The sequence below is a fragment of the Iodobacter sp. genome, assembly GCF_025352645.1.
GTDB lineage: Bacteria > Pseudomonadota > Gammaproteobacteria > Burkholderiales > Chitinibacteraceae > Iodobacter.
Genome location: NZ_JANXSO010000017.1, coordinates 34,442 through 51,839 on the forward strand (window position 1 = coordinate 34,442; position 17,398 = coordinate 51,839).

A 17,398-nucleotide genomic window follows, 5' to 3' on the forward strand; every position below is an offset into this window, starting at 1 on the left:
TTTAAATACATGACGATCGTCATCCCCGAATGTTTTTAATCGGGGATCCAGAGGTTTTGAGCGCCACAAGCCTGGATTCCCGCCTTCGCGGGAATGACGATTCAATAAGCCGAGCTAAACCACTCATCAGGATTAACGATGGTCATCCGCGATTTCATCTGTGCGCACCACGGTCTTCTCAGGGAAGAAGCGGCGCACCACCACAAAGAACACCGGCACTAGGAATACGGCAAATACCGTTGCGGTAATCATTCCGCCCATTACCCCAGTACCAATGGCACGGCGGCTGGCTGCCCCAGCACCGGTACTCATGGCCAGCGGTAATACACCGGCAATAAAGGCAAACGAAGTCATCAGAATCGGCCGGAAGCGTAAGCGGCAGGCTTCCATCGTGGCATCAACCACACTCATGCCTTGGCGTTGCAGATCACGAGCGAATTCAATAATCAGAATTGCGTTCTTTGCGGACAAACCAATAATGGCGATCAGCCCCACCTTAAAGTACACATCGTCTGGTAGGCCACGCAGTGTCATGGCGGCCACCGCGCCAAAAATACCCAGCGGCACCACCCACAGCACGGCAAACGGAATCGACCAGCTTTCATACAACGCAGCAAGGCATAAGAAAACAATCAGAATCGACAAGCCAAACAGGAACGGCGCTTGCGAACCAGACAGTCTTTCTTCAAACGAAGTGCCCGACCATTCAAAACCTACGCCTGCTGGCAATTGCTTAGCCATGGCTTCCATTGCGTCCATGGCCTCGCCCGAGCTTTTGCCAGGGGCTGGGCCGCCAGAGATCTTGAACGCAGGCAAGCCGTTATAGCGATCCAGCGCAGAGGCACCTGCCTGCCATTTAGCCACGGCAATTTCTGATAGCGGCACTAAATTACCCGCCCGCGTTTTAAGCTGCAGCTTGAGCAAATCGTCTGGCGAAAGACGGCTTTCTGGCGTGGCCTGCATCAGTACACGCAAAATACGGCCTTCACGCACAAAGTCATTCACGTAGGCCGAGCCAAGTGAAATAGCCAGCGTGTTGTTCAGCTCAGTCATATCAATACCCAGCTGACTGGCTTTTTCTTTATTAACATCCAGCAGCAGCTGCTGGCCTGGCTCCTGGCCATCAGGGCGAACCCCAGCCAAGGCTTTATTTTGCGCCGCCATACCCAGCAACATATTGCGTGCTTCGTACAGACGATCACGGCCTAAACCGGCGCGATCTTGCAAGCGGAAATCAAAGCCCCCAACCGATGCCAATTCAGGAATCGGCGGCACATTGGTAGCAAAAGAGAACGCTTGTTTAATGCGGAACAACATCATATTGGCGCGTTGCACCACGGCTGCAACTTGATCATCCGGCTTAGGGCGATCTTTCCAGTCTTTTAAGGTTACAAAGGCCAGCGCCGCATTTTGACCACGGCCAAAAAAGCTGAAACCGACAATCGCAATCACGCGATCCACTTCTGGCTGCTTCACAAAGTGCGATTCAATTTGCTCAACAATTTCTAAGGTACGCTCACGCGTCGCCCCAGCGGGCAATTGCACCACGCTAATAAAGTAACCTTGGTCTTCGTCCGGCAAGAAAGACGTTGGTAAGCGCGACATTAGCCAGCCGGTAGATGCCAGAATCAAAGCAAAAAACAGCAAGGACAAACCCGTCTTACGAATGCATGTGCCTACCCAGCCCTGATAGCGGATCGTTAAGGCAGCAAACTTGCGGTTAAACCAACCCAAGAAACCTTTCGTGCCATGATGCTCGCCCTTTTTCAAAGGCTTAAGGAAAGTCGCGCACAGCGCAGGCGTTAAGGTTAAAGCCATCAGCGCCGAGAAGAACATCGTCAGCACTAAGGTGACCGAGAACTGGCGATAAATCGCACCCACCGCACCTGAGAAAAATGCCATCGGCACAAACACCGCGGTTAGCACCAACGTAATGGCGATAATTGGGCCGATAATCTGCCCCATGGCTTTTTGCGTGGCTTCGCGCGGCGCAAGGCCTTCTTCAGACATAATCCGTTCGACGTTTTCGATCACCACAATGGCATCGTCAACCAAGATACCAATCGCCAGCACCATGGCAAACATGGTCAGCACATTGATCGAATAACCAAACAGCTGCAAACCCACCAAAGCGCCTAAAAGCGCAATCGGCACCACAATCGTCGGAATCAGCGTGGCGCGGATATTACCTAGGAACAGGTACATCACAATAAACACCAAGCCAATGGCTTCAACCAACGTGGTTAATACTTCTTTAATCGAAACATCGACAAACTTAGATGTATCGTAAGGCACTTCAACGGCAATCCCCTTAGGGAAAAACTTCGACAGCTCGTCCAGCTTGGCTTTTACTGCTTTGGCGGTTTCGAGCGCATTGCCATCGGGGGAGAGCTTAATCCCGATCGCCGCGATACTCTTACCATTTAAACGTGCCAATACGCTGTAATCTGATGCGCCCAGCTCAACCTTGGCCACATCTTTTAAGCGTAATTGCGAGCCGTTTTTGCCATCGCGCAGCACGATATTGCCAAACTGCTCAGCCGTTAAATAGCGGCCTTGTGTGACCACCGTTGCGGTAAATTGCTGGCCTGCAGGGGCTGGCAACTGGCCGATTTCACCAGTGGCCAATTGCACGTTTTGCGCGCGCACAGCAGCTAAGGCTTCTGAGGCGGACATCTTAAAGCCAGCCAATTTAGCCGGATCAAGCCAAATACGCATCGCGTATTCAGAGCCAAACAACATCGCCTCGCCCACACCCGGCACACGGCGAATGGAATCGATTACGCTAGAATTAACATAACTACCCAGCGCTACATTGTCGTAACTGCCATCTGGCGACAGCAGCGTGACAAACATCAGATAGTTACTACGGGATTTAACCACCTGTACGCCTTGTTGGCGTACTTCACTAGGCAAACGCGCTTCAACCCGTTTCACACGGTTTTGCGCTTCTACCGAGGCGATATCTAAATTTGTACCCGGCTTAAACGTCAGCGTAATCGCCATATTACCGGCGCTATCGCTATTGGAGCTCATATACTGCATGTTCTCCAAACCGTTCATTTCCTGTTCAATCAGCGCGGTTACGGTTTCTTCCATCACCTGCGCGCTTGCGCCGGGGTAAGTTGCGTTAATGGTTAAAGCGGGCGGAGCCACTTCGGGGTATTGAGAGATCGGCAGGCTTTTGAAAGCCAGCAAACCTGCCAAAATAATAATAATGGCGATCACCCAAGCAAATACCGGGCGATCGATAAAAAATCGAGCAAACATAAACTCTCCTAATGCGCTAGTGATGCCTATGCATCATCAGCCACATCTATTTTTTGGCAGGGGCAGGGGCAGAAGCTGCAGGTGCTGATGCTGGTGCAGATTTAGCGGCAGCCGCATCAATCGGAGTCACTACCGCGCCAGGGCGTACTTTTTGAATGCCATCGATCATCACCCGCTCGCCGCCTTTTAAACCACTCAAGACGATCCAATCTTTGCCTGAGAATCCACCGGTTTTTACTGGCGCAGGGGCGACTTTATTGTCGCTGCCCACTACATAAACAAACTGGCCTTGTGGCGATGAAACAATCGCTTGTTGTGGCACACGCACCGTGGAATCCATTGCACCTTGCGCAACCCTTACCGTGGCAAACATGCCAGGCAGTAAAAGATGATCTGGGTTAGGAAACTCAGCGCGTAAAGTCACCGTACCGGTCGTTGGATCAATCGTTTGCTCAGCAAATAGCAACTTACCGGAGTGAGCGTAGGCAGTGCCATCTTCTAATAAGAGATCAACGGGTAAAGTGGCTTGTTTAAGCTTGCCCGCTTTTGTCATTTGCTTTAAACGCAGCAAATCGGCACCAGACTGATTAAAATCCACATAAACCGCATCAATTTGCTCGATAGTTGCCAGCGGAGTAGCCGTGCCTTTATTCAGCAATGCGCCTTCTGAAACCAGAGCGCGGCCAATGCGGCCACTGATAGGCGCTTGTACGCTGGCGTACTCTAGATCCACGCCGCTGCGGCGCACTTCTGCCTCAGCGGCAGCCATTTCGGCTTCTGCTTGCTTAAGCTGCGCTTCAGCCTGATCAAATTCTTGACGGCTGACACCCTGCTCCCCCACCAGCTGGCGATAGCGATCAGCGGTTTGCTTGGCAATTGAAACACTCGCCTTGGCTTTAGCCAGTGCGGCTTTAGCCGTGGCGGCATTGGCCTCTAGTACGCGTGAATCAATCTTAAATAAAGACTGCCCTGCTTTAACCTCACCGCCCTCATTAAAGAGGCGTTTTTCTAAAATACCATCCACGCGGGCGCGCACTTCGGCAGTGCGTACCGCAGTGATACGGCCACTTAAATCACGTGTTAATGCTGCACTACCTGCCTGAGTGGTGACCACGGTGACTTCTGGCGGCGGCATTCCACCACCCGCGCCACCCGCAGCGCCTTCTGGCCCACCTTTACCGCAAGCCGCTAATAGACTTGCCGCAGCTAAAACTAAAACCACACTTTTTTTCAGTGAAGGAAGCATTACTAATCCTTAATCCGCTTAATTAAAATATTTACGCCAATAAATTGACGATCCACTTATCTTTCTACCAAGGCGCACATGGGCGCTTAGCTGGTTTTTAAAACTAACAACAGATACTTATACCGCCACATTAATAAAAAGGTTTTGCGCCCACCAAACGACATCCACAAACCGAATATAGGGGCGCAGCAAGCAGCGCCCTTAATGCCTGGCAATGCTCACCTATCATCGAAATATCATCTTTAACAGGGGCGATAGGCGCGCAAAAAGCGATCCACAAGACGCCCAACCTTAGCCTCTTCACCTGCAGGATCTGGCGGCTCGCCACCAAAAAACATTTTTAAACGATCGTAACCACTCAGCGTATCCAGTAGGTAAGCGGCAGCTTCAAAGGCATCGGCTTGAATTAAGCCACCTTCTTGCATGGCCGTTTCCAAAGTCAGCGCTAATTGCTTGGTGGTGCGCTCAATACAAAGCTCAAAGTGCCGACGGGCCAAATCAGGAAAACGGGGTGCTTCAGTGGTCAGCACACGGTGCGCACTAATGGACTCTGGCTCCATAATCCGCGCCCTAAATGACAAAGCAAATCGCATTAAGCGCTCCCGCACCGTGCCCTCGTCCACGGTTAGCGGTGCCAGCATTTCGGCAATACACAGCTCAATGGTCAGCTCAAACAAAGCTTGCTTACTGCCAAAACGGTTATAAATCGTTTGCCTTGCCACTCCAGCGCGTTGCGCCACTTTATCTATACTGGCTCGATAACCCATTTCGCAAAAAACAAGCTTTGCTGCCTCAACGACAGGATCGCCACTTGTATTCAGCGGCGCAATCTTACTTGTAACCATTATCTTCTCTCAACTTGGACTGGACAGTCTAATCCATAAAAAATGTAAAGTGAACTCATTTGCATACAACAAAAAGCGCCATATTTTTAGTATTGAGCAACACCAAGGCATTCAGGGCAAAATTAAGCACTCAATATGCTGTTTTTTTACGCATCAAAAGACACATTTTTTAAGCTTTTGGCATATTTCACGGTAGTGCACCTTTAAACAACTAATCTGACAAGATAATAGTGTGATTTTTTCAAATGAAATATGCACTAGCTCCCCCTATTAAACCCTTATACCCTGACTGGCCACCCTTTCAAGCAATGCAAATAGCATTAAGTAAGCAGCTGTTTTCTATCTCTTTTTTGCGGCACTTCATATAAAAATTCAATACTTCAAACCCTATAGCTGGAGATCACCTGATGAAACAGGGTACTAGGTTGTTACCAAAAACTTTTCACCTGAGCGCCCTTACCTTACTCATCTTATTGAGTGCCTGTGAGCAAAAAACTGGCCCCAGCGCACCGCCGCCAGCCCCAGTAAGTTTCATTGAATTAAAACCTACAGATGTTGTACTTAATAAAGAAATGGTGGGTGAAACGGCCGGCTATCGTGATATTGAAGTTCGCTCCCGCGTGAACGGCATCTTATTAAAAAGAACCTATATAGAAGGCGCACAAGTGCAAGCAGGACAAGTGCTTTTTGAAATTGATCCAGAGCCTTATAAAGCCACCCTTGATCAAGCCAAAGGCCAGCTTTCACAAGAAACATCCAAGCTAGAAAAAGCCCGTGCCGATCGCGATCGAATTATTCCGCTATTTAAAGAAAACGCAGTCAGCCGCAAAGATTACGACGACGCTTTATCCGCCTACACCTCAGCCCTTGCCAGTACGCAAACGGCGCAAGCCAGTGTAAAACAAGCCGAGCTTAATTTGGGTTACACCAAGGTAACAGCACCTTTCTCCGGCACCACCAGTAAGCTGGTGCAATCAGAAGGCAGCTTGATTTCTGCCACGGGTGATTCGGGCCGCCTGACGACGATTTCTCAGCTTGATCCGCTCTATGTTAATTTTTCTTACTCTGAGCAAGATCGGCAAGAGCTAGAAGCCGCCTCCCGTAGCGGCCAAGTCACCTTAAACGAAAGCTTTAAAGCCAAAATTAAGCTAGCCGATGGCAGCAACTACGCGCAAACCGGCTTGATTAATTTCTCTGACAACCGAGTTGATCCTAAAACCGGCACGATTCGCGCACGCGCTATTTTCAAAAACCCCAAGGGTGATTTACTACCAGGGCAATTTGTTCGCGTCACACTAGAGCTTGGCAAACGCAAAAACACGCTTTTGGTGCCTGAACGCGCTGTAGTACAATCACAAGCCGATCATATTGTGATGACCTTGGGTGAAGGCAATAAAGTCGTGCCTATCCCCGTTAAGCTAGGCTCGGTGATTGATGGCAAGGTAATTATTGAAGCCGGCCTAAAAGCAGGGCAAAAAGTGATTGTGGATGGGCTGATGAAAGCCAAGCCAGGCTCAGTGGTTAACCCAAGCCCTGCCAGCGCTGCTGCTGCACCAAAGGAATAAGCATGTTTTCAAAATTCTTTATTGAGCGGCCTATTTTTTCCAGCGTGATTTCCATCATCATCGTGCTGGCGGGCTTGGCCGCAATGCGCTCCCTTCCTATTGAGCAATACCCTGGCATTACTCCGCCCGTGGTTTCGGTCACGGCGGTTTACCCAGGCGCTACACCAGAAGTGATTGCCCAAACGGTCGCCGCACCGCTAGAGCAACAAATTAATGGTGTAGAAAAAATGATTTATGTGCAATCTGGCTCCGCTTCAAACGGCCAGATGAGCATGAATGTGTACTTTGAAATTGGTACCGATCCTGACCAAGCCACGATTAACGTGAATAACCGTGTATCTGCCGCCTTAGCCCAGCTGCCTGAAGAGGTAAAGCGCCAAGGGGTTACGGTTAAGAAGAAATCCACATCTATCTTAGAAGTTGTGGCCTTGAATTCACCCAATGGCCGCTACGACACCACCTATCTTTCTAACTATGCCCAGCTCAATATCGTTGACGAGCTAAAGCGCCTACCTGGGGTGGGTGATTTAAGTATGTTTGGCGGCACGGACTACGCCATGCGTGTTTGGCTGCGGCCAGATCGGCTCGCCCAGCTTAAGCTTTCTCCTTCTGACGTTATTGCGGCCATTCGCGAGCAAAACGCCCAATTTGCTGCAGGTAAAATTGGCGCCCAACCCACTACCGCCCCGATTGATTTCACGTATACGGTGAATACGCAGGGCCGTTTAAAAGATGCTAAAGAGTTCGAAAACATCATCATCCGCTCTACCTCTGACGGGGCAAAAATTCGTCTGAAAGACGTGGCACGGGTTGAAATGGGCGGTAAAGACTACGACTTGCAAGCCCGATTAAATGGCAAATCCGCCGTCGCCATTGGTCTGTATCTGCAACCGGGAGCCAATGCGGTTGCTGTTGCTGCCGCCGTTAAAGCCAAGATGGAAGAACTAAAAGTACGCTTCCCCGAAGGCATTGCTTACTCCATCCCTTATGACACCACCGAATTTGTTAAAATTTCGATTGAGGAAGTGGTACATACGCTGTTCGAAGCGATTATTTTAGTATTTATCGTGGTTTACCTTTTCTTACAAAACTTCCGCGCCACGCTGATCCCCTGCATTGCCGTACCGATCTCCTTGATTGGTACCTTTGCTGGCATGTTGATACTGGGATTTTCGATCAACCTCTTAACCCTGTTTGGGATGGTGCTGGCAATTGGTATCGTGGTGGATGACGCCATTGTGGTGCTGGAAAACGTTGAGCGGATTATGAGCGAGACCAAATGCTCCGCTAAAGAAGCCTCCATCCAAGCCATGCAAGAAGTTGCTGGCCCCGTAATCGCCATTGTTTTAGTGCTGTGCGCCGTATTCTTGCCCGTCGCCTTTATGGGGGGCATGACCGGTGTAATGTATAAGCAATTTGCCGTGACCATTGCGGTTTCGGTGGTGATCTCAGGGATTGTGGCCTTAACACTCACCCCAGCGCTGTGCGCTATTTTGCTAAAAAACAACCATCAAAAACCAGCTCGTTTCTTTGTGTGGTTTAACAATAGCTTTGATCGCCTCACCAATGGCTATGTAAGCGGCGTAGCCTTTTTAAACCGCCGTGTTGGCGTGGCGTTTATTCTATTTGCCGCTATCTTACTGGCGATTTTTGTCTTACTGCAAAAAGTACCTGGTGCACTGGTACCCGATGAAGATCAGGGCACTTTAATCAGCGCAGTGATGCTGCCTGATGCGTCTTCGCTCAATCGCACTGCTGCATCTAGCGATCAATTTGAAAAAATGTTGATGGCAAATAAAAATGTCGAAAACGTCGTTTCCTTTGTCGGTTTTGACATTTTGTCTGGTGCGGTGATTAGCAATAGCGGCATTGTTTTCTCAACACTTAAAGATTGGAAAGAGCGTAAAGACCCCGCCGACAGCTCATTTGCCCTCGCTAAAACCTTCCAAGGCATGGCGTATATGGGAATGAAAGATGGCTTTGCTGCCACCTTTAATCCACCGGCTATTCAAGGGATGTCCACAACCGGCGGGATTGAGGCCTATCTGCAAAATCGCGGCACGGGCAGCACGGCAGAGTTTTCGCAAGCCACCCAGCGCTTTGTTGACGAAGCAAAAAAACGCCCTGAGTTTGCCAGCGTTTCCACCACCTTCCGCGCCAATGTACCGCAGATTTATCTTGATCTTGATCGCGAAAAAGCCAAGGCACTTGGGGTGAGCATCAACCAAGTATTCGACACCATGCAAGCCACCTTTGGCCAAGTATATGTCAATGACTTTAACCAGTTTGGCCGCACTTATCGTGTGCAATTGCAATCTGAAGCGGATTACCGTGCCCGCCCAGATGATATTCGCAATGTTTATGTGCGATCAGATAAAGGCGACATGATTCCGCTGACCAGCTTGGTTAAAGTAAAAACCTCGGCGGGGCCAGAATTGGTTGAGCGCTTCAACGTCTTCCAAGCAGCAAAAATCATGGCTCAACCTGCCCCCGGCATCAGCTCTGGGCAAGCGATCAAAGCACTGGAAGAAGTGGAAGCCAACGTGATGGGCTCTGATTACAAGCTGCAATGGACCGGCTCTGCCTACCAAGAAAAATCAGCGGGCTCTTCAGCAGCCTTGGCGTTTGGCTTCGGTATTATCATGGTGTTCTTGATTTTGGCTGCGCAGTATGAGCGCTGGACGTTACCTATTGCCGTGATCAGTGCCGTGCCCTTTGCGCTATTTGGTGCCTTGCTTTCGGTTTACCTTACAGGGCTAACTAACGACGTTTACTTCCAGATTGGCCTCGTTACCCTTGTAGGGCTGGCGGCTAAAAATGCCATTCTGATTGTTGAATTTGCCGTGATGAAGCATGAAGAAGGAATGAGCTTGCTGGATTCCGCACTTTCGGCGGCCCGCTTACGTTTCCGCCCAATTGTGATGACATCCTTGGCCTTTATTTTAGGCTGCGTACCGCTCGTCACCTCTAGCGGCGCAGGCTCGGCCAGCCGCCACTCACTGGGCACACCGGTGATTGGTGGGATGTTGGCCGCCACCTTTATTGCCATTTTCTTTATTCCGCTCTTCTTCCGTTTAATTATGAAAAGCAGCGAGAAAAAAGCCGCTGCCCACACAGAAGCTGGAGATCACCATGCGTAAATCTGCGCTCGCCCTACTGATTACGGCCACCTTAAGTGCCTGCGCGCTTACGCCTCCCGTGGTAGACACTAGCAGCGATCTACCCAGCAGCTGGCGTAGTGATGCCGCTAGCGATATTGCGATTGGCCAAAACTGGTGGGCTCAATTTAACGACCCAGCCCTAGATGGATTAATTGCTGCGGCCCAAGCCAATAACCAAAATCTAGTGATTGCAGCATCGCGCATCGACGAAGCACGCGCCGCGCTTGGCATCACCTCCGCCGATCAACTGCCTCGGCTAGATTTAAGTGGCAAAGCGTCTAGAAGCCTTGCTTCCCAGCAAAACAATATCCCAGTAAGTGATAGCGCCGTTGATAGCTATCGCCTCGGTGCAACCGCATCGTGGGAGCTTGATTTATGGGGGCGCATCAAAAACAGCACCGATGCCGCCAAGGCCGATCTACTCGCCAGCGAATACAACCGAGATGCCGTAGCGCTGGCGCTGTATGCCAATGTGGCGCAAACCTATTTTAATTTGCGCGCACTCGATCAGCAGCTCGCCATTGCTCAAGAAACGCTCAAAACTCGGCAAGAAAGCTTTCAGCTTCGTAAACGGCGCTTTGAGGGCGGGGTTACCTCTGAGCTAGATATGCGCCAGGCCGAAGTAGAGCTCGCCAGCGCCCAAGCCAGCGTACCTAGCATTGAGCAAAACATCGCCAAAGTGGCGGGCAGCCTTGGCATCTTGATTGGCCAAAATCCACGCGCCATGATCGATATTGGCGTGCCACGCGGCAAAATGCTGACCCAAATCAACGTACCGATGAATGTGCCGCTTGGCCTGCCATCTGAGCTACTGGCCCGCCGACCGGATATTCAAGCCAGCGAGCAGAGCTTGCGTGCCGCTGGGGCCAGAATTGCCGCCGCCCGCGCCGCCTACTACCCCACTATCTCATTAACGGGAATATTGGGTTTAGAAAGCGCAGAAATCGGCAATCTATTTACTGGCCCTGCCAAAACGTGGTCTTTTCTTGGTAACTTGGCTGCACCACTGTTTGACAACGGTAAAACTGCCGCAACGGTCGATAGCGCTACAGCCCGCCAAAAACAAGCCGTGGCAAGCTATCGCCTGAGCATCCAACAAGCCTTTGCCGAAACGCAAAGCGCCTTGGCCGCCCGCAGCAGCAGCGTAAAAATCGTGGCCGCCCAGCAGCAGCAGTTTGACTCGCTAACTCGGCAATTAAAACTCGCCACCCTGCGCTACGACAACGGCTTTTCTAGCTACTTAGAAGTCTTGGATGCACAAAGATCCTTATTCCAAGCCCAGCTCAACCTAGCCGCAGCCCAACGCGATCAACTCTCCGCCACCGTGGACCTATACAAAGCCCTAGGTGGCGGCTGGAGAGCTCCAAGCCACGTTAGCTAAAAGCGCTATATTCAGCAGACTAAGCCCAAGCCAAGGATTCTTGGTTTGGGCTTAGTTTGTAGAGAATAAGGAAGCAAGTAGGCGCTGAGGCGTAAAAAAGCCCACTTATGCGGTAAGTGGGCTTTAAAATCTGGAGCGGGCGATGAGAATCGAACTCACGGCGCTAGCTTGGGAAGCTAGGGTATTACCATTATACGACGCCCGCTGCGTATTGCTGGCGCATTGTAAGTGCTAGGCATGATTTTTGCAAGCTTACCTAATGTTAATATTTAATCTGATTAGTCATATTTGCAACGCTGGTATTGAGATACTCGAGAGCTAAAGCCTTGAGCATAAACCAAAATACACACTATTTTCTGATCAGTAATATCGCAAACATGCTTGTATTTAGATTCCCTCTCTAGCCAAAATCTAGACGCAAAGTAACAAAATCTCTGGATTCCTAATAATAAACATCGGAAATAATGTCTTTATCAGCCGCTTCACAGCGATTGATACTGAGCTGAGCAAGCTTGCTAAAGAGTGCTTTTGATCATCTTGAGCACTTTAATTTTCAATAAAAGGTTTAAAAAATGGATGCGTAGCGGCCTCTAACATTTCTTTATCCCCTGCCGAATCGCCGTAAGCATAGAGCTCTATATCTGCAAGGGGGCCGACTAGCAATTCAAGCTGCACTGTTTTTCCTATGCCACGGCAATTAGCGCCTAATAAGCGCCCGTTTAATACATTATTGTTCGCAGCTAAACGCGTGCAGAGCAAATCATCAAAGCCAAGCCTCTTTACCATTGGCTCTAAATAAAGATCAAGCGATGCGCTTACCATAATCAAACGGTGCCCCTGCTGCTTATGCCAATTGATTCTCTCAATTGCAGCGGGGCGAAACCAGCGTTCTATTTCTTTTGCATGCTCTTTGCCTATTGCTTGCAATTTATCGAGTGATTGACCAACAAATAATTTAGCCACTATTTTTTCTTTAAAGCTATCCCGATTAGAGATGCCAATGCCAACTTTAATCGCCTCCCCCACTAAAGAAAATAAAGCTAAATACACGTCACGTTTGCCGAAAACTTTTTTTAGATAAGGGATAAAAGTATCTTTTGTGGTAATCGTGCCATCAAAATCAAATGCTGCCACAACAGGTTTTACAAAATGGCCTTGCGTCAAGTTATCACTCCTATATCAAATAGATTGATCAATATAAATAAGTTTACTGATCGTAATTATGCATTACATCGTGTGGATTTAAGGGTTGTAAGCCTTGCTGCGACACCTGAATAGCCGGCATCAACAAAAGCAATTCATCACATAAACGAAGCGTTGTTTGGCTTAATTCTGCACTTAGCCAATAACAAGCGCTGGCGCTTTGATCCGCCTCGGGCAGGCTATTAAGTAGCATTTCAGGGTGCAAAAAACGAATCCCGTGCGCCGCCCTAAATAACGCTTTTACCACCGCCTTGCGAAAAACCCCTTTGTCAGGAAGTGGCTCGGCATTTTTGCTGGCAACATCCCCCATTCGATCAAACACGCTATAGAGCGTGCGTTGGCCACGCTGTATTGATTCAAAACGCGTGGTACTTTGCTCGCATTCGCTTGCCGCAGAAGAAATCAAACCGCGCATGGCAATTAAACGAGCATTAAACCGCCCAAGTGCCGCTTCCACATCCAACGGCGCTCGCCTAGCAATACGGCTATACATCAGCGCTGATTCACGCAAATTATCTGCCAGCAAAAATCGCCAATGATCGAGGGCGCGCTGTGGAAATAAAGAAGCGGCAATAATAGCGATCAAAGAGCCTAAAACAACATCCCCCGTACGCCAGAGTGATTCAGAAACCGTACCATCCCCAACCCCAGCCACAATCACCAAGGTAATCCCAACCGTAAGCGCGGTATAACCCGCCTTGCCAATCGCATGATAGGCACTTAATAACACCACAAAGCCCATCCAAACATAACAAAGCAGGGGCGATGCGCCATACAGGGCAATCGCCAGCAGCCCTGCAAGCGCACCAACGGCAGTGCCCACCGTGCGTTGCCGCGTTTTCTGCGCCACTGCGCCTAAGTGCGGCACATTGCCAAGCATCACCACAATGGTTACCAACATCCAGCTTCCATGTTGAATCGGCAAAGCAAGATTAATGACCAAGCCAAAAGTAAAGGCCAGCGTCACCCGCAGCGCATGAATTAAACGATGATGCTGATAGAGGAATAAGGGATTTTTGGCAGCGCGCCAAGGTGTAGATAAGGCTCGGATTAGTTTCATGGGCAGACTAAAGAGCAAAGCAACAGTTTAAAGGGGGCTAAAGCGCCAGTGAAGTCACAATCAACAACATCAAGCGCTTTATACGATATTTGCACGTGATCCATAAGGCGAATAGAAAACAGCATAAACTATCAAACGCTAACGACCTTAAACATCGCTATTACAAACACACTGGGGATGATGGCGATAAACCATCCCCCTTGAGTACATCTTTACTCGCCAGCCACCGTCATCTTGCTCACTAAAATCGAGCCAACCTTACGGCTAGACCAAGGCGGACTATCATCGCCAATCCCCACGATATCTTTAAAGATGTCACGCAGATTACCGGCAATGGTGATTTCCTCTACCGCGTATTGAATCACGCCGTTTTCTACCCAAAAGCCTGCCGCACCACGCGAATAATCGCCCGTCACCATATTAGTGCCATGCCCAAGTAATTCAGTAACAAACAAACCCGTGCCAAGCTCAGCTAAGAGCTGCGCAAAGGTATGCGTGGCGGCCACCAATAGATTATGCGATCCACCCGCGTTGCCCGTGGTGCTCATGCCTAGTTTTCTGGCTGAATAGCTGGATAAAAAATAACCATTTAACACGCCTTGGCTAACCACATCCCGCGCCACGGTGGCTACGCCTTCCGCATCAAAAGCGCCGCTGCTCATGCCTTTTTTCAAGAAAGGATCTTCTGCGATACTCACACAAGGCGCAAACACGCTGGTTCCCAAGCTATCGGGCAAAAAGCTAGATTTACGATAAAGGCTGCTACCGCTAACGGCTTGTACAAAAGTACCAATCAAGCCAGAGGCCACGGGCGCTTCAAATAGCACCGGATATTCGCCCGTTTTAACGCGGCGCGCACCTAAGCGGCGCAGGGATCGCTCACCTGCACGCTGGCCTACCGCCACCGCAGAATCTAAATCTAAATAAGCGCGTGCGGAGCTATACCAATAATCACGCTGCATGCCAGATTCATCTTCCGCAATCACCGCCGCCGATAAACTATAGCGAGAGCTGCATTCTGCCCCCATAAATCCAAGCGAATTGGCATAAACAAAGCGGCTAGCGCCTGTCGATACCGATGCCCCTTCTGAGTTACTAATCCGTGCATCCACACCACGCGCAGCGTCTTCGCACTCGGTCGCCAGCGCAATAGCCCCTTCAACTGATAAATCCCAAGGGTGGTAAAGATCAAAATCAGGGAAGGATGTCGCCAAGCGATCTGCGTCTGGTAAGCCAGCAAAGGAATCTGCTGCGGTAAAGCGGGCAATCGCCAAGGCCGCCTTTACGGTGTCTTTAATCGCCGCAGCAGAAAAATCACTACTGCTGGCGTGCCCCTTTTGCTGCCCCAGATACACCGTAACGCCAACGCCTTTATCACGGTTGTATTCAATGGTTTCTACTTCGCCAAGGCGCACCGAAATATTTTGGCCATAACCCTCAGACACATCCACATCGCAGGCCGTTGCACCTTGGATTGCGGCTTGTTCCAGTACTTGGCTGGCTAAATCACAGAGTTCTTGCTGATTAAAACTAAATTCGGACACTGGTCATTTCCCGTTTTAAGAGATCGAAGTCAAAGGCTTAATATCCACAAAAAAACAAAAATCACGAAACACGCCACGTAGCAGCGCCTCAACTTTTGCGCCTTATGTTTTTTATGGGCCAAAATAATTTTGCGATATCGGCCCCTTTTAAGGGTGCAAATATGCATTTTTACCTTATTCGTGTGCGCTTGATTGCAAACTGATCGCAAAGCAAGGCGCAGTCTTTGGTATCATACCGGTTTTGCACGCAAGTAACCCTATCATGGCAAGACCAAAGCACGACCTCCCAGACGACGATATTGAGTACGTCAGTAAAACAGAAATGAAGACCGAGATGACTGCGCTGCAAAAACTCGGCGAAAAACTCGTTCCGCTCGATAAAAAGCAGCTGGCCACACTAAAGCTACCCGAACGCCTATTTGACGCCATCTTGGCGGCAAAAAAAATCACGGCCAATGGTGCAACGGCAAGGCAAAAGCAATTTATTGGCAAATTAATGCGTGATGTTGATCCTGAACCCATCAACGAGCTGCTGAATAAATTAGCCGGTCTTTCTGATCGCCACAGCGCATGGTTGCATCGCTTAGAGCGTTTACGCAGCAGCATGCTGACTGATCCTAAGGTCGTTGAGAACTTCGTTACCGAACATCCAGACGTCGAGATTCAACAACTGCGCCAGTTAGTCCGCAACGCTTTAAAAGAGCGTGAGCTACAAAAACCTGCCAAAGCGTTCCGTGAATTATTTAAGCTGATTAAACAATATATTCCAGAGCCAGCTCTGCCCGGCCTAGAAACCAGCTCAGATGATGATGAAATGGAAGAAGCAGAATAAATGAATTGGCAAATCGAATGCACTGCAATGCTGTTCGATATGGACGGCACCTTAGTTGACTCCACCCCTTGTATTGAAGGGCTATGGCGACGATGGGCCGTTCGCCAACATTTAGACCCTGATTATGTCATGCAGCATGTGCACGGACGCCGTGGCATAGAAACCATCGCCCTTGTTGCGCCCCATCTTGATGCCGCTGCAGAAGTTGCGCTATTGCTAGCAGAAGAAGCCCGCACTTTAGATGGCACAGTTGCTATTGCTGGCGCGGCAGAGTTTTTAGCCCTGCTTCACCCAGAGCAGTGGGCCGTTGTGACCTCTGCACCCCGCTCTATCGCCTTAGCCAAGCTCGCTTACGCCGGCCTACCTACACCGCTACATATTATTTCTGCCGATGACGTAAGCCAAGGCAAACCCCATCCCGAAGCCTTTTTAAAAGGGGCGGCGCTTTTTAATTTAGCCCCTCAGCAATGCGTGGCTTTTGAAGACGCATTAAGCGGCGTGCAATCAGCACAGGCCGCAGGCATCCCCGTAATTGCGCTCACCTCATCGCATTCCAAAGCACAGCTCAGTCATGCGGCACAAGTCATTGATAACTATCACGCACTCACGCTTCAAATCGGCGCAAAAATGGTGATATCCGCCACTCAGTAATCCCCTCTAGGTTACCCTTCATGAATACCTTAAAAATCGGCCTTGTCTCCACCTCAGATCGCGCATCCAGCGGTGTCTATCAAGACCTAGGCATTCCTGCACTTACAGAGTGGCTCGGCTCTGCTCTTAGCAGCCCTTACACCTTGAGCAGCCGCTTAATTAGCGACGATCAAGCCAGCATTGAGATCGCGCTTAAAGAGCTGGTGGATATTGAGGGCTGCCATTTAGTCCTGACAACCGGTGGCACTGGCCCCGCGCTGCGCGATGTAACCCCTGACGCCACGCTAGCCATTGCCGATCGCATCATGCCAGGCTTTGGCGAGCAGATGCGTCAGGTTAGTTTGCATTACGTGCCAACCGCTATTCTTAGCCGCCAAGTTGGCGTAATTCGTAAGCAATGCCTGATTTTGAACTTGCCTGGCCAACCAAAATCCATTAAAGAAACACTGGGAGGCGTAAAAGACGCCGCAGGCAAGGTCATCATCAACGGCGTTTTTGCCGCCGTGCCTTACTGCGTTCAGCTATTGGAAGGCCCTTACATTGAAACCCACCCTGAGGTGGTAGCCAGCTTTCGCCCAAAATCGGCGCTAAAGCCTGCTTAATATGCAACAAACATGGTGGGCTTCAGCCCAATCCTATC

12 protein-coding genes and 1 tRNA gene are annotated in these 17,398 nt (G+C 49.9%); 6 read left to right on the forward strand and 7 right to left on the reverse strand.

The features are described from left to right. Positions 1 to 132: 132 nt before the first annotated feature. The 3 genes from Q0R17_RS01865 to Q0R17_RS01875 form a co-directional block, all read right to left on the reverse strand. Positions 133 to 3,270: an efflux RND transporter permease subunit gene (locus tag Q0R17_RS01865; protein ID WP_293931635.1), complete on the reverse strand. Its 3,138-nt coding sequence runs from the start codon at positions 3,268 to 3,270 to the stop codon at positions 133 to 135. Between the two features lie 46 nt (positions 3,271 to 3,316). Further along, positions 3,317 to 4,516: an efflux RND transporter periplasmic adaptor subunit gene (locus tag Q0R17_RS01870; protein WP_293931637.1), complete on the reverse strand. Its 1,200-nt coding sequence runs from the start codon at positions 4,514 to 4,516 to the stop codon at positions 3,317 to 3,319. A 242-nt stretch (positions 4,517 to 4,758) separates the two neighbouring features. Next, positions 4,759 to 5,361: a TetR/AcrR family transcriptional regulator gene (locus tag Q0R17_RS01875; RefSeq protein ID WP_293931639.1), complete on the reverse strand. Its 603-nt coding sequence runs from the start codon at positions 5,359 to 5,361 to the stop codon at positions 4,759 to 4,761. Positions 5,362 to 5,768: 407 nt separating this feature from the next. Between Q0R17_RS01875 and Q0R17_RS01880 the strand changes: the two genes are divergently transcribed. The 3 genes from Q0R17_RS01880 to Q0R17_RS01890 are packed head-to-tail and all read left to right on the forward strand — an operon-like array spanning position 5,769 to position 11,468. Continuing rightward, positions 5,769 to 6,926 carry an efflux RND transporter periplasmic adaptor subunit gene (locus tag Q0R17_RS01880; RefSeq protein WP_293931640.1) on the forward strand — a complete coding sequence of 386 codons (1,158 nt, stop codon included), beginning with the start codon at positions 5,769 to 5,771 and terminating at the stop codon, positions 6,924 to 6,926. A gap of 2 nt (positions 6,927 to 6,928) precedes the next feature. Beyond that, positions 6,929 to 10,066 (forward strand): efflux RND transporter permease subunit, encoded by a 3,138-nt coding sequence (locus Q0R17_RS01885; protein WP_293931641.1) that lies wholly within the window; start codon positions 6,929 to 6,931, stop codon positions 10,064 to 10,066. Further along, positions 10,059 to 11,468, forward strand: a complete 1,410-nt coding sequence (locus tag Q0R17_RS01890; RefSeq protein ID WP_293931642.1) for an efflux transporter outer membrane subunit — start codon at positions 10,059 to 10,061, stop codon at positions 11,466 to 11,468. The genes Q0R17_RS01885 and Q0R17_RS01890 overlap by 8 nt, the downstream gene beginning before the upstream one ends. A 131-nt stretch (positions 11,469 to 11,599) precedes the next feature. Here the strand turns inward: Q0R17_RS01890 and Q0R17_RS01895 are convergent. The 4 genes from Q0R17_RS01895 to pmbA all read right to left on the reverse strand — a co-directional run bounded on the left by Q0R17_RS01895 (position 11,600) and on the right by pmbA (position 15,275). Beyond that, positions 11,600 to 11,673, reverse strand: a tRNA-Gly gene (locus Q0R17_RS01895). Between the two features lie 341 nt (positions 11,674 to 12,014). Continuing rightward, positions 12,015 to 12,632 carry an HAD-IB family hydrolase gene (locus tag Q0R17_RS01900; RefSeq protein ID WP_293931644.1) on the reverse strand — a complete coding sequence of 206 codons (618 nt, stop codon included), beginning with the start codon at positions 12,630 to 12,632 and terminating at the stop codon, positions 12,015 to 12,017. Positions 12,633 to 12,675: 43 nt separating this feature from the next. Continuing rightward, positions 12,676 to 13,731 (reverse strand): FUSC family protein, encoded by a 1,056-nt coding sequence (locus Q0R17_RS01905; protein WP_293931645.1) that lies wholly within the window; start codon positions 13,729 to 13,731, stop codon positions 12,676 to 12,678. Positions 13,732 to 13,943: 212 nt separating this feature from the next. Beyond that, on the reverse strand, positions 13,944 to 15,275 hold the full coding sequence (gene pmbA, locus Q0R17_RS01910; RefSeq protein ID WP_293931647.1) for a metalloprotease PmbA: 1,332 nt from the start codon (positions 15,273 to 15,275) through the stop codon (positions 13,944 to 13,946). A 262-nt stretch (positions 15,276 to 15,537) separates the two neighbouring features. On the opposite strand from pmbA, the gene yjgA reads away from it, so the two are divergent. From yjgA to mog, 3 genes are read left to right on the forward strand one after another with little or no spacing between them, the layout of a single operon-like run. After that, complete coding sequence (gene yjgA / locus Q0R17_RS01915) at positions 15,538 to 16,107, forward strand: ribosome biogenesis factor YjgA (protein ID WP_293931649.1); 570 nt, start codon at positions 15,538 to 15,540, stop codon at positions 16,105 to 16,107. Beyond that, positions 16,108 to 16,758 (forward strand): HAD-IA family hydrolase, encoded by a 651-nt coding sequence (locus Q0R17_RS01920; protein WP_293931651.1) that lies wholly within the window; start codon positions 16,108 to 16,110, stop codon positions 16,756 to 16,758. It abuts the gene before it with no gap. 20 nt (positions 16,759 to 16,778) lie between these two features. Further along, entirely contained in the window at positions 16,779 to 17,360 is a 582-nt protein-coding gene (mog, locus tag Q0R17_RS01925; RefSeq protein ID WP_293931652.1) for a molybdopterin adenylyltransferase, read from the forward strand. Positions 17,361 to 17,398 lie beyond the last annotated feature (38 nt).